The sequence below is a fragment of the Actinomadura sediminis genome (genome assembly GCF_042675525.1).
GTDB lineage: Bacteria > Actinomycetota > Actinomycetes > Streptosporangiales > Streptosporangiaceae > Spirillospora > Spirillospora sediminis.
On sequence record NZ_JBHTJA010000011.1, the window covers coordinates 52,519 to 71,839 of the forward strand.

Consider the following 19,321-nt stretch of genomic DNA (forward strand, 5'->3'; position numbering starts at 1 on the left):
ACTTAAGCACATAAATGAAGGAGTGCGCGCATGACGGTGAGGACGGACGAACGGGCGCCGGGGGAGGGCATGTCCCGGCGGCGCCGGGTGCTGGTGTTCGGCGGGCTCATGCTCGCGGGCCTGATGTCCTCGCTGGACGCGACGGTGCTCGCGACGGCGCTGCCCACGATCGCCGGGGACCTCGGCGGCGCCGACCGGCTCGCGTGGGTCTCGACCGCGTACATCCTCGCGACGAGCGTGACGGTGCCGCTGTCGGGACGGCTCGGCGACCTGTTCGGCCGCAAGCCCGTCTGCCTGATCGGGCTGCTGGCGTTCCTCGCCGGTTCGGCGGCGTGCGGCGCGGCGCCGTCCATGGGCTGGCTGATCGCGTTCCGGGCGGTGCAGGGCGCCGGGGCGGGTCTGCTGACGGGCTCGATGTTCGGGCTCACCGGCGACCTGTTCGAGCCGCGGGAGAGGGCCCGCTACCAGGGCTACTCGGCGATCAACTTCGCGGTGGCGACCGTCGCGGGGCCGCTCCTCGGCGGCTTCCTCACCGACCACGCGTCCTGGCGCTGGGCGTTCTACCTGAACCTGCCGCTGGGCGCCGCGGCGGCCATCGTGATCGTCGCGTTCCTCCGGCTGCCGAAACCGGACCGCGAACCGCGCGTCGACTACCTCGGCATCGTGCTGCTCGGCGCGGCCGTCACCTGCTTCACCCTGTTCACGAGCCGGGCCGGGACGCACCACGCGTGGACGTCGCCGGCGGTGCCGGCCCTCGGGGCCGGGGCGGCCGTCCTGTTCGCGGCCTGGTTCCTCGCCGAACGGCGGGCCGCCGAACCGGTCGTCCCGCCGCGGCTGTTCCGCGACCGCTCGTTCGCGGTGGCCTGTGCCGTCGCGGCCGTCGGCGGCGCCACCGGCTTCGGGCTCGCGACGTACCTGCCGATGTTCTTCCAGGTCGTCGGGGGAGCGGACGCCACCCGCTCGGGGCTGCTCGTGCTGCCGATGATGCTCGGCCTGCTCGCGTCCTCACTGCTCGCCGGGCGGTACATCGCGCGGACCGGCCGCTACCACCGGCTGCCCGCCGCGAGCATGGCCGTCAGCGCGGCGGGCGTCGCGCTGCTGGCGAGCGTGGACGCGGGCACGAGCATGCTCGCCGCCGGGCTGTTCATGGCGGTGCTGGGCTTCGGCGCCGGCCTGTCGCAGCAGGTCGTGGTGCTGATCGCGCAGAACGCGGCGCCGCCCCGCGATCTCGGGGCGGCGGGCGCGGGGGTGTTCGCGACGCGGATGCTCGGCACGGCGGCCGGGACGGCCGTGTTCGGCGCGATCGTGACGAACCGGTTCGCCGCGGAGGCGGCGGGGCGGGTCCCCGGGGACGTGCCGCCGCTGCGGGACGCCGTCCGCCCCGAGGTCCTCGACGCGCTCCCCGCGCCCGTCCGCGACGGCGTGGCCGACGCGTTCGCGCACGCGTTCTCGAGCGTGTTCCTGTCCGCGCTGCCGCTGCTGCTCGCGGGGCTCGCGGCCGCGCTCCTGCTGCGGCACGTCCCGCTGAGTCCGCGCGGGGGCGGCTGAGCTACCCGTCGAGGTCGGCGTCGTGGACGAGCAGGGCGATCTGCACGCGGTTGTTCAGCTCGAGCTTGGTCAGCAGCCGGGAGACGTACGCCTTGACCGTCGCGACGCTCAGCGACAGCTCGCGGCCGATCTCGGCGTTCGTCCGGCCCCGGCCGACCAGCAGCGCCACCGCCCGCTCCCCGTCGCTGAGCCGGCCGAGCAGCGCCCGGGCCCGGTCGCGGGCCGGGTCGACGCCCGCCCCGGCCGCGTACGACATGAGCCGCCGCAGCACCGTCGGGGACATCATCGGCTCCCCGGCGGCGACCTGCCGGATCGCGCGGACGATCTCCGGGGGAGGGGTGTGCTTGAGCAGGAACCCGCTCGCGCCCGCCCGCATCGCCCGCACGATGTGGTCGTCGGTGTCGAACGTCGTCAGGATGATGATCTCCGGCGGCTCGCGGCGGGACCGCAGCAGCTCCGTCGCGGCCAGCCCGTCCAGCCGCGGCATCCGGATGTCCATCAGCACCACGTCGGGGCGGTGCTCGTTCACCGCGGGCACCACCTCGGCGCCGTCGGCGACGTCCGCGACCACGTCGAGGTCGCCGGCGTTCGCCAGCATCATCGACAGCCCCGCCCGGACGAGCGCGTCGTCGTCCACGATGAGCACGCGGATGGAGTCCATCCCGTCACCCTATGGGGCCGGGCGGGGACTCAGCGACGGTGCAGGCGCCGGCCGCTGATCTCGGTCGCGTGCAGGCTGAACCAGGCGCCGCGGTGACCCGCCGGCCACGGCTCCACCGGGGCGGTGCTCTCGCGCTCCTCCTCCGACAGCGGGTGCGCGCCGCCGCGCAGCAGGACGCTCCATCCCTGCTGCGTGGCCTCGTCGATCCGGTCGACCTCGAAGGCGACGCGGACCTCCCCGCCCGGCACGGACGACAGCAGGCTTCGGTTCATCCGCGCCGACTCCGACGTCCGGAAGACGATCGATTCCCCGTCGACGGTGTAGTTGACCGGGATGACGGTGGGACCCTCCCCATCGTCGAACGCGACCCGGCCGATCCCGCCGGGAGCGATGAGGCGCAGGCACTCCGTCCGTTCTATCTCGTTGAGGACGGACCGCGCGGAGGAGTCTGATGGCATGCCCCTCCCTTGCCCCCGTCACCCGGCGGCCATGCACGCCGCCTCCATCCTCACAGCGGAAGGCGGGCGCGGAGCCGGAACCGCCCGCCCGCGGCGCCGTGCTCGAGCGTCCCGCCGAGCAGCGCGACCCGTTCCGCCAGCCCCACCAGGCCCGCCCCGGCGCCGGGCAGCGCCGGTTCCCGGCCGGGCGTCGTCGCGTTGTCGACCTGGACCGTCAGTTCCGGCCCGGCCTCCAGGACGACGCGGACGGCCGCGTCCGGCGCGTGCTTGCGGGCGTTCGTCAGCCCCTCCTGGACGATCCGGTAGGCGTGCCGCCCGACCCGGTCGGGGACGGCGGCGGGGTCGGGCACGCGGTCGTCCAGTTCGATCCGGGCCCCGGCGGCCCGCGCCTCCCGCACCAGCTCCGGGACGTCGGCGAGCGTCGGCTGCGGGCGCTGCGGGTCCTCGCCCGCGCCGGGGGCGCGCAGCACCCCGATCACCTCCCGCAGGTCCTCCATCGCCTCGTACGCGCTGCGCCGGATGATCCCGACGGCCTCGCGCTGCTCCTCCGGCGTGTCCGGGCGGAACTCCAGCGCGCCCGCGTGCACGGCCAGCAGCGAGATGCGGTGCGCGAGGACGTCGTGCATCTCCCGGGCGATCCGCTCGCGCTCCAGGTGGCGGGCCTCCTCGACGCGGAGCCGCTGCCCCTCCTCGGCCTGCCGGGCCCGCTCCCGGAGCGACTCGACGAGCTGCCGCCGCGACCGGAGCAGCAGTCCCGTGGCGACCAGCACCATGTAGCCGAGGACGAACACGACGATCGATTCCAGGCGTTCCCGCGTGCTCAGCTCGTGCGGCGCGACGGTGAATACCACCACGAGGAACGCGCAGTTCATCACGGACAGGACGGCGGTGGACCGCCAGGGCCGGTGGATCGCGACCGTGAACACCGCCATCGCGGTGGCGCCCCACGAGACGGAGTTGGTGAAGCCCCAGGCCGTCAGGAACAGCGTCACCCCGATCGGCCACCGGCGGCGGAACAGCATCAGCACCAGCAGGCCGATGCCGCCGAGCACCGCCTCCATGATGTCCTCGACGGGCCCCGGCGGCGCCGGGTACGTCTCCCGGGAGCCCGCCAGGACGACGAGACCGATCATCAGAGCGCACGTCGTGACGGCGACGTCGCGCACCCACTCGCGGACGGACCTGCGGAGATTCACGTGCACCAAGCTAGCCGCCGGGCGCCCCGGCGGCAGTGGCCGCAGGTCGCCTGGACGATCGACTTTGGTAGCCCCCGGCGGGCTCGGCGCAGGATCAGCCGAGCTTCGCGACCGTCAGCAGGACGACCGAGTCCTCCAGCGCCTCGAGGGAGTGCCGGGCCTGCGGAGCGATCAGCAGATCGCCGGCGATCCCGTCCCAGGCGTCGCCGCCGCTGGTCAGCCGGACGCGCCCGGACCGCACCAGCACCGTGGCCTCGCCGGGATTCTCGTGCTCGGACATGCCCGTGCCGGCCGCGAACGCGATCAGCGTCTGCCGCAGCACGTGCTCGTGCCCGCCGTGGACGGTCTCGGCCGCCCGCCCGGACGAGGCGGCGGACGCCCGCTCGAGGAGCCTGCGGGCCTGCGCGTCCAGCGAGAGTTTCTGCATGACCACGGTCATTCCCGCGCCCCCGCCCGTCACACGGGCCGTCCGGGGGCGCGGGAACCGCTTCGGCCCCGGCTATCGGGCCCGCGGCCCGTCCCCGGCGGCGGCGCGGTCCAGCAGGAAGAGGGTCCGCTCGCGGCCCCGGGCGCCCACCACCGGCGCCTTCTCCGGGGCCGTGCCCGGCGCGAACGCGAGCCGGACGGCGTCGGCCTTGCCCTCGCCCGCCGCCAGCAGCCACACCTCCCGCGCGGACCGCAGCGACGGGTAGGTCAGCGAGATCCGGGTCGGGGGAGGCTTCGGCGCGTCCCGCACCGGGACGACGGGGTCCGTGTCGGTCAGCTGCGGCATCCCGGGGAACAGCGACGCCACGTGCGCGTCCGGTCCGACGCCCAGCATCAGCACGTCGAACGCGGGCACGGGACCGTTCCCGCCGCCCGCCGCCGCCAGCTCGGCGGCGTACCGGGCGGCCGCCGCGTCCACGTCGCCGCCGTCGGGCCCGTCGGAGGCGGGCATCGGGTGCACCCGGGCCGGGTCGGCGTCGACGCGGTCGAGCAGCGCCTCCCGCGCGCCCGTCTCGTTGCGCTCCGGGTCGCCGGACGGCAGGAACCGCTCGTCGCCCCACCACACGTCCACGCGCCGCCAGTCGACGGCGTGCCGCGCGGGGGAGGAGCCGAGCGCCGCCAGGACGGCGGTGCCGACGCCGCCGCCGGTCAGCACGATCGACGCCTCGCCCCGCTCCGTCTGGGCGTCGGCGATCGCCGTGACGAGCCGGGCCGCGGCGGCCTGGGCGAGCACGTCCGCGTCCCGGTGCGGGACCGCCAGCGGCGCGCTCATGACGCGTCCCCCGACGCGCCCGCGAGGTCCTTGGCGAACCGGGCCGCCGCGTCCTGGTAGACCTCGTCGGGGTCGAGCCGCCGCAGCTCCTCGGCCAGCAGTTCCGACATCGGCCGCCGCATCAGCGCCACCTGCCGGTCCGGCTGGCCGGGGCGGCACAGCGTCGCGACGCGCCCGTCCGGGCGGTCCACCACGATGTCGCCGGACGCCGTCCGCAGCCGGACGCCGGTGATGCCGGGGCCCTCGGACACCGAGCGGTCCACGGTCACCCCGAGACGGGTCGACAGCCACGCCCCCAGCAGTTCCGCGCTCGGGCTGTCCGGCTCGGCCATCACCTCGCCGGAGAGGATCTCGTCGTGGTCCTGGTCGAGCGCCGCCGCCAGCAGCGACCGCCAGTTCGTGATCCGCGTCCAGGTGAAGTCGGTGTCGCCCGGCCGGTAACCGGCGGCGAGCTGCGCGAGCGTGCCGAGCCGGTCCCGGGCGGCGTACGCGTCGGTCACCCGGCGCTGCGCCAGCCGGCCGAGGGGGTCCTTGGCGGGCGCCTTCGGCACCTTCCCGCCGGGCCACCACGTCACCACGGGGGTGTCGGGCATCAGCAGCGGGACGACGACCGAGTCGGCGTGCTCGGCGAGCGGCCCGTACATCCGCAGCAGCACCGTCTCGCCCGGCCCGGTCTCGCCGATGCGGATCTCGGCGTCCAGCCGGGACGAGTTGCCGCGCGGGTCGCGCGAGATGACGGTCAGCACCCGGCACGGGTGCTCGCGGGACGCCTCCGTCGCCGCGCGGACCGCGTCGTACTGCGCCGACTCGTCCGTCACGATGATCAGCGTCAGGACCATGCCGACGGCCGGGCCGCCCATCAGGTGCCGGGCCTGGGTGAGGGCGTCCTGGATCTTGCGGGTCGAGGTCCCGGCGAGGTCGATGTTCATCAGAGCCTCCTCCACGTGCGGCCGTCCCGGGCCATCAGCTCGTCGGCGCTGTCGGGCCCGTAACCGCCGGACTTGTACTGGTCGACGCCGCCGCGCTCGGCCCAGAACTCCTCGATCGGGTCGAGGATCTTCCAGGACAGCTCGACCTCCTCCTGCCGGGGGAACAGCGGAGGGTCGCCGATCAGCACGTCCAGCAGCAGCCGCTCGTACGCCTCGGGGGACGCCTCGGTGAACGACTCGCCGTACGCGAAGTCCATGTTGACGTCGCGGATCTCCATCGAGGTGCCGGGCACCTTCGAGCCGAACCGCACCGTGATGCCCTCGTCCGGCTGCACCCGCATCACCATGGCGTTCTGCCCGAGCTCCTCGGTGTCGGTGTGCGAGAACGGCAGGTGCGGAGCCTGCTGGAACACCAGCGCGACCTCCGTGACGCGGCGGCTGAGCCGCTTGCCGGTGCGCAGGTAGAACGGGACGCCCGCCCAGCGGCGGTTGTCGATCTCCAGCTTGACGGCGGCGTAGGTCTCGGTGCGGGAGTCGGCGGGAATGCCGTCCTCCTGCAGGTAGCCCTTGACGTTCACGCCGCCCTGCCAGCCCGCCGCGTACTGGCCGCGCGCGGTGGACTCCGCCAGGTTCCCCGGCACCCGCACCGACGAGAGGATCTTGGCCTTCTCGGCGCGGACGGCCTCCGCGCTGAACGACGTGGGCTCCTCCATCGCCGTCAGCGCCAGCAGTTGCAGCAGGTGGTTCTGGATCACGTCGCGGGCCGCGCCGATGCCGTCGTAGTAGCCGGCGCGCCCGCCGATGCCGATGTCCTCGGCCATCGTGATCTGCACGTGGTCGACGTAGCCGCGGTTCCAGATCGGCTCGAACATCGAGTTGGCGAACCGCAGCGCCAGGATGTTCTGCACCGTCTCCTTGCCGAGGTAGTGGTCGATCCGGAAGATCGACTCCTCGGGGAACACGCGGTGGACGGTGTCGTTCAGCTCCTTGGCGGTCGCCAGGTCGCGGCCGAACGGCTTCTCGATCACGACCCGCCGCCACGACCCCTCCGTCCGGTCTGCGAGGCCGCTGCGCTGCAACTGCTCCACCGCCTGCGGGAAGAACTTCGGTGGGATCGACAGGTAGAACGCGTAGTTGCCGCCCGTCCCGCGGCTCTCGTCCAGCTCCTTGACGGCCATCGCCAGGGCCTCGAACGCGCCCGGGTCGCCGAACTCGCCGGGGACGAAGTGCATGCCCTCCGACAGGTGCCGCCAGACGTCCTCGCGGAACGGGGTCCGCGCGTGCGCCTTCACCGACTCGTAGGCGATCTGCCGGAAGTCCTCGTTCTCCCAGTCCCGGCGGGCGAACCCGACCAGTGAGAAGCCCGGCGGGAGCAGGCCCCGGTTCGCCAGGTCGTAGATGGCCGGGAGCAGCTTCTTGCGGGACAGGTCGCCGGTGACGCCGAACAGCACGAGCACGCACGGCCCGGCCACCCGCGGCAGGCGCTTGTCCCGCGGATCCCGGAGCGGATTCGCTGGCTCGGTCACGTGGCGGCCCCCTCTGCTCGCACCCTGTCTTCTCCTGCTCTGTCCACCGCGGGTTTCCTCACGGCCACTCTCGTCGTTCGGCATCTGTCACTGGGCATCATGCTCAAGACACGCATACATGTTCTGATCCCGTGTGTCCCCCGACGGCGCCGAATTAGTGGCGCCGGGGCGGGATCACCCCTCTCCTTTTGCGGCGTCGAGCAACCGGGCGAGTCCCGCCCAGCGGTTCTCCAGGTGCAGCCGGACCACCGGACGGCCGTCCGCGCGCACCGCCCGCGCGTCCCCGAGGGCCCGCGCGAGCTGCAGCATGCCGAGCCCGTGATGGCGGTCCGGGACGGGCACGTCGCGGACGACGTTGCCCGTCACCAACAGGTAGACGCCCCGGTCCCGCTGATCATTCCCGGTTCCGGGCTCGCCGGGAGGCTCTTCCGGTACCGGGCCGCGGCCGCCCCACGCGACGGTCACCGGACGGTCGCAGCGCGAGGCCAGCAGCGCCGCCAGCCGCCGCACCTGCGTGCCCTGGCCCCGCGTCTCGTCCGGATCCAGGTAGGCGACCACGGCCAGATGCTCGCGCGGGCCGACCATGGACGCGAGTCCGTCCAGGAGCCGGGCCAGGTCGGGCGCCTCGGCGAGCGACGGGACGGTCGTGTGCACCTCGACCGCACGCCCCGGGTCCCCGTCGGCGAAGACCGGCTCGCCCGTCCCGTCGTCCACCGTCAGCGGCGCCCGCCGCGGCGGCGGGGCGAGCGGGTCGCCGCCCAGCAGGTAGGCGGCCACGGCGGCCGCGTACTCCCATATGACGAGCTGCGCGGGGAGCGGGCCCGTCACCGTGGCGTCGTCTTGGTGGGGACGGCCGTCCAGCGTCACCAGGAACAGGTCCGGGTCGGGGACCACGGGCAGGCCGCCGCCCTGCACGACCGTCGTCAGCCGGCCCCCGGTCGCGTCGTCCAGCAGCCGCGCCGCCCACCCGGCCAGGCCCGGCAGCGCGGCGGGGTAGCCGCCGAGGACGAGCGTGCCGCGGCCCGCGCGCACCGCCCCGCCGAGGATCGCGCCGAGCACCAGCCCCGGGTTGTCCTCCGGGCGGGTCAGCGCGGGCAGCACCGCCGCGGCGCCGTCCAGCAGCGCCGCCGCGTCCGCGCCCGCGAGCGCCGCCGGGACGAGCGCGTACGGCGACAGCGCCCCGAAAGCCGTCTGCGCCGGGGCGTGGACGAGCGGCCGTCCCGCCTCCACGGCCGCCTTGGCCGCGGCCGAGTCCGGGGGCGCCACCGTGACGAACCGGCGCGCGAGGACGTCCGGCGGAACGCTCGCGCCGCGCAGCGTCTCGAGCAGGACGCGGCGGAGCGTGTCGGTGACCGGATCGTCCCCGGCGACCACGACCGCGGTCCCGGCCAGGCCGGCCGGGTCGGCGGCCAGGCGGGTGAGCGGTCCCGGCTCGGGGTCGTCCAGCACGGTCAGCGGCAGGACGCCCGGGGCGCCCGGTCCCGCGGCCCGCACGATCGTCTCGGCGGCGCGCACCGCCGCGCCCCGCCCGGCCAGCACGACCCGCGTCGGCGGCCCCGGCTCGGCGGCGTCCTCGAACATCCGCCGCCGCAGCCCCGCGACCTGCTCCAGCACCGCGCGTCCCGGTCCCGGCTGGCCCGGCCAGCACAGCCGCCGCCCCTCGACCTCCGCCGTGGCCGCCGACGGCCACAGCATCGCGTCCTCCGACGCGAGCCGGACCGGGACCTGGTCGATCCACAGCCGGCCGAGCACCCGCTCGGCGGCGTCCTTGAGCGGCCGGCGCGCGGTGACGACGGTGTCGCCCGCGGCCACCGAGCTGTAGTTCGCGACTCCGGGGTTCCTGTTTCCCGGGCTCACTGCCCCCGCCCCGCCGAGACCATCGAGGCGACCTCCCGCACCGCCTCGGTCAGCCGGCCGGCGCCCTCCACCGGGTTGCGCAGGTGCAGCCGGATCACCGGCAGGCTGCGCGCGCGCAGCGTCCGCAGCTCGCCCAGCGCGCGCGCCAGCCGCAGTTGCGCCAGGCTGTAGGGGCGGCCGGGGACGGGATGCGCGGCCAGCGCGTCGCCCGGCACCGGGTCCCCGGTGATGATCAGGAAAGCGCCGTTCCCCGGGCCCTCCTTGTGGACCGGTGCGGTCGCGTGCGGGTACGCGGGGCCCGGGCCGTACGCCACCGGGCGTCCGGACGCGCGGGCCAGCGACGGCGCCAGGTACCGGCCCGAGAAGTCGCCCGACAGGTACGTCATCACGGCCAGGTAGCCGTCGGCGGGCACCGACCCGACCAGGCCGCCGAGGACGGTCCGCAGGTCGGCGTGCGCGGGCCACGGGAAGTCGACGTACACCTCGATGTCGTCCTCGGTGTACGCGGGCCGCTCCGCCGTCAGCGGGCCGCCCGCCGCCGCGCGCAGCAGCGTCGCCGCGTCGTCCTCGGCCTCCTGCACCGCGGGGGCGCCGGTCTCGAACGGGTTCACCCCGAGCAGCCACCCGGCGACCGCCGTCGCGTACTCCCACAGCAGGAACTGCGCGCCGACCGGCGCCAGCACGGCGGTGTCGGAGTCGTCGTGCGCCGCCGACGGCGGGTTCAGCGCGACACCGTGCACGTCCGGGAACGAGCCCCGGCAGCCGGACGGCTCGAACGCCACCACCCCGCGGCCCCGCCGCCCGGTGCCGACCGCCAGGAGCTGCGACACCCACGCGCTCAGCGCGCCCGGGCCGCCCGGCTCGCGCAGCACCACCTTGTCGCGCGCGATCCCGCCGGGGGCCTGCTGCGCGCAACCGCCCAGCACCGCCCCGAGCAGCAGCCCCGGGTTGTCCTCCTCCTTGGAGAGCGACGGCACCAGCGACGCCGCGTCGTCCAGCAGCGCGTTCGCGTCGGCGCCCGCCAGCACCGCCGGGACCAGCCCGTACGCCGACAGCGCGCCGAAGTGCCCCGGCAGGTACGGGTCGGTCAGCCCGATCCGGTACCCGTTCTGCCGGGCGAAGTCGTGCAGCGGGCTGCCGTGGTCGGTGATCACCAGGAACCGGCCCGCGATCTCCCGCTCCGACATCCCGAGGTCGCGGAACGCGCCCGCGAAGATGCGGCGGTAGGCGTCCCCCTCCAGGGACACGCCCGCCTTGCTGGCCAGCACCACGAGCGTCCGGTCGAGCCGTTCCAGCGCGAACGCGAGCGCGGCTGTGTCGCTGCCGTCCAGGACGGTCAGCTCACCGGCCGGGCGGTCCGCCGAGCCCGCCCCCCCGGCCGGGGCCCGGGCGGACGTGTGCGCCTCCATGATCGCCTGCGCGGCGAGGCTCTCGGCCCCGACGCCGATCAGCACGATGTGGTCGAGACCGGAGTAGCGCGCCTCGGCGACCAGGCCCTCGACCTGGTTGAGCAGCCCGCGGGACGCGAACGGAAGGTCGAGCCAGCCGAGCCGGCTGTGGTCGACCGCGCGCCGCCCCCACAGGTCGGGGTCCTTGGCGGCCAGTGCGCCGGGGACCCCGCAGCTCACCAGATAGTCCCGCGCCTGCAGCGCCGAGTCGAGCACGTCGCCGCGCGTCAGTACGTCGAATCCGGACACGTTCCCTCCTGCCTGTCCCCATCGTTTCAGGAGAGAACGGTCATTGGCGACCATCTCCGTTGATCTTCCGTTGTGCCGTGACGATCAGGGCGGCGCGGGACAGAGTAGCGCGACCCTGGGCGATCCGTATCCGTCCCGCGGATCCCCGCCGTTCAGGAGAGGGCGTCGGCGAGCTGCGCCAGGCCCTCGGCCCGGTCCCGCAGGTGCAGCCGGACCGCGGGACGGCCCAGCGACCGCAGCACCCGCAGGTCGCCGAACGCCTGCGCGAGCTGCAGCTCGCCGAGGCTGTACGGCCGACCGGGCACCGGCAGGTCCGTCCTGACCGCGCCCGTGACCTGCAGGAAAGCCCCGTTCCGCGGGCCGCCCTTGTGGTACTGGCCGGTCGTGTGCAGATGCCTCGGCCCCCACCCGAACGTCACCGGGACCGGACGCCTGCGCACCTTCGCCGCCCGCGCGGCCAGCAGCGGCCGCAGCCCGGCCGCCTCCGCGTCGGCGCGGGCGTCCAGGTACGCCAGGACACCGAGGTAGCCGCCGTCCGGCGCGGCCTCCACGACGGCCTCGAGCACCCCCGCGAGCGTCGCCGCCCCCTTCAGCGCGTCCTCCCGGGCGTGCACTTCCACCGCGCCCTCGACCAGGACGGGCGGGCGGCGCACCACCGTGGGCGCCGTGCCCTCCTCCGACCGCAGCAGCGCCGCGATGCTCTCGGCCGACTCGTGCACGTCCGGCTCGCCGAACGGGTCGACGCCCAGCACCCGCGCCGCGACCGCCACCGCGCACTCCCACAGCAGGAACTGCGCGCCGAGCGGCCCCGCCACGCTCACCCCCGCCTCGCGGCCGGGACCGGGCTCGTCCGGGCGGCGGCCCAGGATGACGCGCCGCATGTCGGGCGTCAGATCGAAGCCGGGCGCCTCGACGTCCTCGACCACGACCGGCAGCAGGCCCCGGCCGTCCTTGCCGAGCGCCCCCGCCACCAGCTGCTCCGCCCACGCCCCGAAGCCGGCCAGCCCCGAGCCGTGGTCGGCGAGCACCAGCTTGTCGCGCCCGGCGAGCGCGGACGAGCCCAGCGCGGCGCCGAGCGCCAGCGCCGGATTGTCGTAGGGCTGCCGCAGCGTGCCCGCCAGCGCGGCGGCCTGGTCCAGCAGCGCCGCCACGTCGACGCCCGCCAGCGCGGGCGCGGTCAGCGCGCGCGCGTCGAGCGCGCCGTACCGTCCGTCCACGTCCGGCTCGGCCTCGACCAGGTGGTGCCCGGCCTCCCGGGCGGCGCGTTCGGCGGCCGACCCGGCCGGCGCCACGACGACGAAGCGGCGCGCGAGATCGGCGCCGGCCAGGCCCGCGTCGCGGAACGCGCCCGCGAAGACGCGCCGCAGCGCGTCCACCTCGAGCCCGTACCCGTCGCCGTCCTCGCCGTCGGCCGCCACGACCACCAGCGTGCGGTGCGGGTCGCCCGCGAGCGCGCCCGTCACCTCGTGCGGATCGGTGGTGTCGACGACGGTCAGGTCAGCCCCCGCGGCCGCGCCGATCGCCTCGGCGGCCACGGCGGCACCGCCCGACGCGATCAGCACGACCCGGTCGAGACCGGCGTCGCGGGCGGACCCCGCCGGCCCGGACAACCGGGCCGGCAGGGAACGGGCGGCCTCCGGCAGCCCGAGCCAGCCGAGCCGGCGGGCCGCCCCCGGGGCCGCGTCCGGGCCCCACAGATGCGGGTTGCGGGACGCGAGGGCCCCGGGCACCCCGTCGGAGACGAGACGGTCCAGGACCGTCTCGCCCTCGTCGACGACGGCGCCGCGGATGGTGACCGAGATCCCCCCGGCGGTCACCACCGACGTCACGCGCCGGCCCTCTTGCTCTCCAGCTCGCCGCTGATGGAGCCGAGCAGCTCCTTCCAGGAGGCCTCGAACTTCTCGACGCCCTCCTCCTCCAGCACCCGCACGACGTCGTCGTAGTCGACGCCGACGTCCTTCAGCGCCGCCATGTGCGCGCGGGCGTCGTCGTAGGTGCCGCGGACGGTGTCGCCGCGCACCTGGCCGTGGTCGGCCTCGGCCACCAGGGTGGCCTCCGGCATCGTGTTCACGGTGCCGGGCGCCACCAGCTCGTCCACGTACAGCGTGTCGTTGAGGTTCGGGTCCTTCACGCCGGTCGACGCCCACAGCGGACGCTGGGGACGGGCCCCCGCGTTCTTCAGCGACGTCCAGCGCTCGGTGGCGAACTTCTCCTCGTACAGCGCGTACGCGAGCCGCGCGTTGGCCAGGCCCGCCTTCGAGCGCAGCGCCTTCGCCTCGTCCGAGCCGATCTTGTCGAGCCGCTTGTCGATCTCGGTGTCGACCCGGCTGACGAAGAACGACGCCACCGACGCGATCTTCGTCAGGTCGCGGCCGTTCTCCCGCGCCTGCTCCAGGCCCGCGAAGAACGCGTCGATCACCTTCCCGTAGCGCTCCAGCGAGAAGATCAGCGTCACGTTCACGCTGATGCCCTCGGCGAGCGCCGCGGTGATCGCCGGCAGCCCCGCCTCGGTCGCCGGGATCTTGATGAACAGGTTCGGCCGGTCCACCATCCACCACAGCGCCCGCGCCTCGGCGATCGTCCGCTCGGTGTCGCGCGCCAGCCGCGGGTCGACCTCGAGCGACACACGGCCGTCCAGCCCGTCCGTCCGGTCGTACACGGGGCGCAGCACGTCGCAGCCCCACCGGATGTCGTAGGTGGTGATGGCGTGGGCCGCCTCGTCGACGCCGACACCGCGCACGGCCAGGTCACGGACCTGCGCGTCGTAGGCGGTGCCCTTGCTCAGCGCCTTGGCGAAGATCGTCGGGTTGGAGGTGACGCCGACGACGTGGCTCTCCTTCACCAGGTCCTCGAGGTCGCCGGTGCGCAGCCGCTCGCGGCTGATGTCGTCCAGCCAGATCGACACGCCCTCGTCGGAGAGCCGCTTCAGAATCTCACTCATCGCTTCGCTTTCTCCCTCGTCATCGAGTTCCGCGAGGCCGGGAGGTCAGTTGCCGGTGGTCTCGCCGCGCCCGGCGTGCTTGACGTTCGCCTTGATCAGGCTCGCCTCCGCCGCCGCGACGACCCGGTCGGCGGTGATCCCGAACTGCCGGAACAGCGTCTTGTAGTCCGCGGACGCGCCGAAGTGCTCCAGGCTCACCGACTCGCCGGCGTCCCCGATGTAGGTCCGCCAGCCCATCGCGATCCCGGCCTCCACCGACACGCGCGCCCGCACGCCGGGCGGCAGCACCTGCTGCTTGTAGGCGTCGGTCTGCGCCTCGAACCACTCCACGCACGGCATCGACACGACCCGGGTCGGGGTGCCCTTGGCCTGCAGCGCCTCGCGCGCCTCCAGCGCCAGCGGCACCTCGCTGCCGGTCGCGATGATGATCACGTCGGGGCGGCCGTCGGTCGCGTCCGCCAGCACGTACCCGCCCCTGGCGGCGCAGTCGGCCGTCGCCAGCTCGCCGCTCCGGTCCAGCGTCGGAAGCTTCTGCCGGGTCAGCGCCAGCCCCGCCGGGCGGTCGTGGTGCTCCAGGATCGTGCGCCACGCGACGGCCGTCTCGGCCGCGTCCGCCGGGCGGACGACGTCCAGGCCCGGGATCGCCCGCAGCGCCCACAGGTGCTCGACGGGCTGGTGCGTCGGGCCGTCCTCGCCGAGGCCGATCGAGTCGTGCGTCCACACGAACGTCACCGGCAGCTTCATCAGCGCGGCGAGCCGCACCGCCGGGCGCATGTAGTCGCTGAACACCAGGAACGTGCCGCCGTAGGGGCGGGTGCCGCCGTGCAGCGCGATGCCGTTGCAGATCGCGCCCATCGCGTGCTCGCGCACGCCGAAGTGCAGCGTCCGCCCGTACGGGCCGCCGGGGAACTCCTTGGTCTGGAACTCCTCGGGGATGAAGGACGGCTCGCCCTTCATCGTCGTGTTGTTGCTCTCGGCCAGGTCGGCCGATCCGCCCCACAGCTCCGGCAGCACCGGCGCCAGCGCGGCCAGCACCTCGCCGGACGCGGCGCGGGTCGCGATCTCCTTGCCCGCCGGGAACGTCGGCAGCGCCTTCTCCCAGCCGGACGGCAGCGCCCGCTCGGAGATCCGGTCGAACTCCGCGGCCCGCTCGGCGTTCGCCTTCCGCCACGCCTGGAACCGCTCGTTCCACTCCGCGTGCGCCTTGCGGCCCCGGTCGGACACCGCGCGGGCGTGCCCGAGGACGTCCTCGGGCACCTGGAAGCTCTCCGCGGGGTCCAGCCCGAGGAGCTTCTTGGTCGCCGCGACCTCCTCGGCGCCCAGCGCCGAACCGTGCGCCTTGCCGGTGTTCTTCTTGTTCGGCGCCGGCCAGCCGATGATCGTGCGCAGCGCGATGAAGGACGGGCGGGACGTCTCGGCCTGCGCGGCGGCGAACGCCGCGGCGAGCTGCCCGACGTTCTCCTCGTAGTCGCCGTTCTCCGTCCAGTCGACGGTGTGGACGTCCCAGCCGTACGCCTCGTAGCGGGCCCGCACGTCCTCCGACAGCGCGATCGCGGTGTCGTCCTCGATCGAGATGTGGTTGTCGTCCCACAGCAGCACCAGGTTCCCGAGCCGCTGGTGGGCCGCCAGCGCGGACGCCTCGTGGCTGATGCCCTCCTCGATGTCGCCGTCCGAGCAGAACGCCCAGATGGTGTGGTCGAAGGGGGACTCGCCCTGCGGCGCGTCCGGGTCGAACAGCCCGCGCTCGCGGCGCGCCGCCATCGCCATGCCGACCGCGTTCGCGATGCCCTGGCCCAGCGGCCCGGTGGTCGTCTCGACGCCCGAGGTGTGCCCGTGCTCCGGGTGCCCCGGCGTCAGGCTGCCCCACTTGCGCAACGCCTTCAGCTCGTCCAGCGTCAGCGGGTAGCCCGAAAGGTAGAGCTGGATGTAAAGGGTCAGGCTGGAGTGCCCGCAGGACAGCACGAACCGGTCCCGGCCCACCCAGTCGGGGTCGGTCGGGTCGTGCTTCAGGAACCGCTGGAAGAGCAGGTAGGCGGCCGGGGCCAGGCTCATGGCGGTGCCGGGATGGCCCGACCCCGCCTCCTCGACCGCGTCCATGGCCAGGGCGCGGACCACGTCCACCGCCCGCCGGTCCAGGTCAGACCATTCAAACGTGCTGTTGTCCCTAGTCACGGAACGCCAGGCTCCTCTCGAAACCGCTCTGTGTACATGATCGCGCCGTGCGGCGAATCGACGTGCGGCGAATCGCCGCGCCCCCCTCGGATGGAGCGGTGCGCTGTGGGCAGGACGCCCGGCCGAAGATCACGCCGTGCCCGATTCGAGCCTATCGCGCGGGCGTCCGGCCCACGCGTGACCGCGCGCACGTCCGATTCCCCGCACGCGGGTCGTCGTGCGCGTCCCTCCTCACGCGCCCCGTCTGGCGCCCCGTCGGGTGCCCCGTCAGGCGCATCGTCATGCACGTCCTCGTCCGTACTCGCCGTGCCCGTCGTTCGCCGTGCCCGTTGTTCGCCGTGCCCGTCGTCATCGGCCGTGCCCGCCGCAGGGGACGTCCGCCGGACGTTCGCGCGCACGCTCCGGCGGGGGCCCGGCCGCTCCCTGCACCCTTGCCCGATCGCCCTTCCGCTAACCCCCCCCCGGCGGGGTGATCCGGCGGGGGAATCGGGGCAGGGGAGGGGCACGGCCCCGGGCGGCGGCGGAGGGCGCCGGCGGGCGCCGACACGCCGGTCACGGTGCGTCAGGCGACCCGGTGCACGACCTCCGGAGGGGTCGGACTACAGTGAATGCGCGGTTGACAACGAGCGGCCGCCGTATTCGCCAAGCCGAAAGTCGCACCCAGCCGAGGTCGGCCCGAACACGGGGGCACCGCCGAGTTGGTACGCGATTTCACATGCCTAGTTGAACGTGGACCCGATTGTGACGGTGCTCAGTAACAAGCGCGGGGTGGAGCTCGACGAGCACATGCCGGTCGCTCCCCCCGAGCCGACGATGGCCGAGCCGGCCGCGCGCCGGTCGATAGGCGAAAGCGTGCGCGCCTACATCGCGCTCACGAAGCCGCGCGTGATCGAGCTGCTCTTGATCACCACGATCCCGGTGATGTTCCTGGCGGCGGGCGGCGTGCCGCCGCTCGGCACGGTGCTGCTCACGCTGGCGTTCGGCACCATGTCCGCCGGTGCCGCCAACGCGATCAACTGCTACATCGACCGGGACATCGACGCCAAGATGCGCCGCACCCGGCGCCGTCCGCTGGCCCGCGCCCAGGTCACCCCCGCCCGCGCCCTGGTGTTCGGGATCACCCTCGCGGTGCTGTCCACGGCCGGGTTCGCGCTCGCGGTCAACCTGCGGGCCGCCGGGGGCTCGCTGTTCGCGATCCTGTTCTACGTCTTCGTCTACTCGCTGCTGCTCAAGCGGCGCACCTCGCAGAACGTCGTGTGGGGCGGCATCGCCGGCTGCATGCCCGTCCTCATCGGCTGGACGGCCGTCACCGACGAGATCTCCTGGACGCCGTTCATCCTGTTCGGCGTCGTGTTCCTGTGGACGCCGCCGCACACCTGGACGCTCGCGATGCGCTACCGCGAGGACTACGCGGTCGCCAACGTCCCGATGCTGCCGGTCGTCAAGGGCGAGCGGCGCGTCATCGTGGAGAGCCTCGTCTACACCTACGCCACCGTGGCCTGCTCGCTGCTGCTGTGGCCCGTCGGCGGGATGACCCCCGTGTACGGCGCGGTCGCGGCGGTGCTCGGCCTGGCGTTCCTCGCCGAGGGGCACCGCCTGCTGAAGGCCGTCCGCGCCGGGGTGACGGGCGTCCACCTGCGGCCCATGCGGTTCTTCCACCTGTCGAACGTCTACCTGGCACTGCTGTTCACCGCCGTGTCCATCGACCCGCTCCTGCACTGACGACCCCTGCACTGACGACCCGCGCCCGCACGACGTGTTTTGCGGACGATCACGGAACGTGACCGTCCCGCCTTCACGTCGTGACCGGGCGCCGGTTACGCTCACGGGATGGCGCGTGTGGACCCGAAGGCGGTGCTCGAAGGGCGCATCCCGGGGCGTCCTCCGGTCGGCCTGATCGCCGGGCTGACGGTCTCGGGGCTGTGCGCCGTCGTCGCCCTCGGCGTCGACGTCCTGTCCGGCGAGGGCGGCTTCTGGGTGGGGCTCCTGCTGGCCGTGCTGCCCATCCCGCCGCTGATCGCGCTCGCGCTCGCCCTGGACCGGCTGGAGCCCGAGCCGCCGCGCGCGCTCGTCTTCGCGTTCATGTGGGGGGCGGGCGTCGCCGTCCTGGGCGCCCTGGTCCTCAACACGGCCGGGCTGCTGTACATCACCGTCCCCATCTTCGGCGAGGTCGACGGGCACTTCGTCAGCGCCACCTTCGGCGCCCCCGTGATCGAGGAGACCCTCAAGGGCGCCGTCCTGTTCGGCATGCTGTGGCTGCGCCGCAACGAGATCGACGGGTTCGCGGACGGGCTGATCTACGCCGCGATGGTCGGCCTCGGGTTCGCGATGATGGAGAACATCACCTACTACATGCGGGCGTTCGAGGACGGCGGCGCCCAGCAGCTCCAGGCCGTCTTCATCCTCCGCGGGCTCGTCGCGCCGCTGAGCCACCCGCTGTTCACCTCGATGACCGGCCTCGGCGTCGCCTACGCCGCCACCCACCGCCGCGGCCAGCTCCTCGCGCCCCTGGCCGGGCTGCTGGGCGCCATGATCCTGCACGGCCTGTGGAACGGCGCCGCGTCGACGGGCCTCGCCGGGCTCGGCGCCGTCTACCTGCTGGACTTCTGCATCCTCGTCGGCCTGATCGTCCTCGTGGCCGTCGAGCGCCGCAGCACGGTGCGCCGCATCGAGACGTACCTGCCGCTGTACGCCGCGACCGGGCTCGTCACCGCCGCCGACGTCCGGATGCTGCGCTCGATCCCGGCCCGCCGCGCCGCCCGCCGCTGGGCCCGCACCGTCGGCGGCCCGCCCGCGGGCCGCGCCATGGTCGACTACCAGCTCGCCGCCACCGAGCTCGCCCTGCTGCACAAGCGCGCCGACCGCGGCGTCGCCGACCCGCACTGGTTCACCACCCGCCGCGACGCCCTGCTCAACCTGATGGCGCTGGCCCGGCACGCGTTCCTGCGTGCCCCGCAGGTGCCGCGGGCCCCCGGCGGGCCGCCGTGGGCCCCGCGCGGCCCGTCCGGCTTCCTCCCGCCCGACCTGCGGAAACGGTGACCCGCGGGCCCTGGCGGGGGGTTGTGTCACGGGTGCGCG

The 19,321-nt window shown here is 74.5% G+C and carries 15 protein-coding genes; 3 read left to right on the forward strand and 12 right to left on the reverse strand.

The window, feature by feature from the left end; all coding sequences use genetic code 11:
• The first annotated feature begins 30 nt into the window (after window positions 1–30).
• Window positions 31–1,548 (forward strand): MDR family MFS transporter, encoded by a 1,518-nt coding sequence (locus ACFQ11_RS08800; RefSeq protein WP_378297489.1) that lies wholly within the window; start codon window positions 31–33, stop codon window positions 1,546–1,548.
• A gap of 1 nt (window position 1,549) precedes the next feature.
• Here ACFQ11_RS08800 and ACFQ11_RS08805 read toward each other — a convergent pair whose 3' ends face one another.
• From ACFQ11_RS08805 to tkt, 12 genes are all read right to left on the reverse strand, one after another.
• A complete protein-coding gene (locus ACFQ11_RS08805) occupies window positions 1,550–2,209 on the reverse strand; it encodes a response regulator transcription factor (protein ID WP_378297490.1) in 660 nt (219 codons plus the stop codon).
• 29 nt (window positions 2,210–2,238) lie between these two features.
• A complete protein-coding gene (locus ACFQ11_RS08810) occupies window positions 2,239–2,667 on the reverse strand; it encodes a pyridoxamine 5'-phosphate oxidase family protein (protein WP_378297491.1) in 429 nt (142 codons plus the stop codon).
• Between the two features lie 50 nt (window positions 2,668–2,717).
• Window positions 2,718–3,863, reverse strand: a complete 1,146-nt coding sequence (locus ACFQ11_RS08815; RefSeq protein WP_378297492.1) for a sensor histidine kinase — start codon at window positions 3,861–3,863, stop codon at window positions 2,718–2,720.
• A gap of 94 nt (window positions 3,864–3,957) precedes the next feature.
• Entirely contained in the window at window positions 3,958–4,290 is a 333-nt protein-coding gene (locus ACFQ11_RS08820; protein WP_378297493.1) for a cupin domain-containing protein, read from the reverse strand.
• Window positions 4,291–4,362: 72 nt separating this feature from the next.
• Window positions 4,363–5,121, reverse strand: a complete 759-nt coding sequence (gene pgl / locus ACFQ11_RS08825) for a 6-phosphogluconolactonase (RefSeq protein WP_378297494.1) — start codon at window positions 5,119–5,121, stop codon at window positions 4,363–4,365.
• Window positions 5,118–6,050, reverse strand: a complete 933-nt coding sequence (gene opcA, locus ACFQ11_RS08830) for a glucose-6-phosphate dehydrogenase assembly protein OpcA (protein ID WP_378297495.1) — start codon at window positions 6,048–6,050, stop codon at window positions 5,118–5,120. The genes pgl and opcA overlap by 4 nt, the downstream gene beginning before the upstream one ends.
• A complete protein-coding gene (gene zwf / locus ACFQ11_RS08835; RefSeq protein WP_378297496.1) occupies window positions 6,050–7,576 on the reverse strand; it encodes a glucose-6-phosphate dehydrogenase in 1,527 nt (508 codons plus the stop codon). The genes opcA and zwf overlap by 1 nt, the downstream gene beginning before the upstream one ends.
• A 174-nt stretch (window positions 7,577–7,750) precedes the next feature.
• Complete coding sequence (locus tag ACFQ11_RS08840) at window positions 7,751–9,433, reverse strand: glucose-6-phosphate isomerase (RefSeq protein WP_378297497.1); 1,683 nt, start codon at window positions 9,431–9,433, stop codon at window positions 7,751–7,753.
• Window positions 9,430–11,130 (reverse strand): phosphoheptose isomerase, encoded by a 1,701-nt coding sequence (locus ACFQ11_RS08845; protein ID WP_378297498.1) that lies wholly within the window; start codon window positions 11,128–11,130, stop codon window positions 9,430–9,432. The genes ACFQ11_RS08840 and ACFQ11_RS08845 overlap by 4 nt, the downstream gene beginning before the upstream one ends.
• 152 nt (window positions 11,131–11,282) lie before the next feature.
• The gene (locus tag ACFQ11_RS08850; RefSeq protein ID WP_378297499.1) at window positions 11,283–12,959 is read right to left on the reverse strand and encodes a glucose-6-phosphate isomerase; all 1,677 of its coding nucleotides are present in this window, start codon (window positions 12,957–12,959) and stop codon (window positions 11,283–11,285) included.
• Window positions 12,956–14,071: a transaldolase gene (tal, locus tag ACFQ11_RS08855; protein WP_378297500.1), complete on the reverse strand. Its 1,116-nt coding sequence runs from the start codon at window positions 14,069–14,071 to the stop codon at window positions 12,956–12,958. The genes ACFQ11_RS08850 and tal overlap by 4 nt, the downstream gene beginning before the upstream one ends.
• A 45-nt stretch (window positions 14,072–14,116) precedes the next feature.
• Window positions 14,117–16,192 (reverse strand): transketolase, encoded by a 2,076-nt coding sequence (gene tkt, locus ACFQ11_RS08860; RefSeq protein ID WP_378297501.1) that lies wholly within the window; start codon window positions 16,190–16,192, stop codon window positions 14,117–14,119.
• Between the two features lie 837 nt (window positions 16,193–17,029).
• On the opposite strand from tkt, the gene ACFQ11_RS08865 reads away from it, so the two are divergent.
• On the forward strand, window positions 17,030–17,965 hold the full coding sequence (locus ACFQ11_RS08865; protein WP_378297547.1) for a heme o synthase: 936 nt from the start codon (window positions 17,030–17,032) through the stop codon (window positions 17,963–17,965).
• Window positions 17,966–18,073: 108 nt separating this feature from the next.
• Window positions 18,074–19,282, forward strand: a complete 1,209-nt coding sequence (locus tag ACFQ11_RS08870; RefSeq protein WP_378297502.1) for a PrsW family intramembrane metalloprotease — start codon at window positions 18,074–18,076, stop codon at window positions 19,280–19,282.
• Window positions 19,283–19,321: the final 39 nt, after the last annotated feature.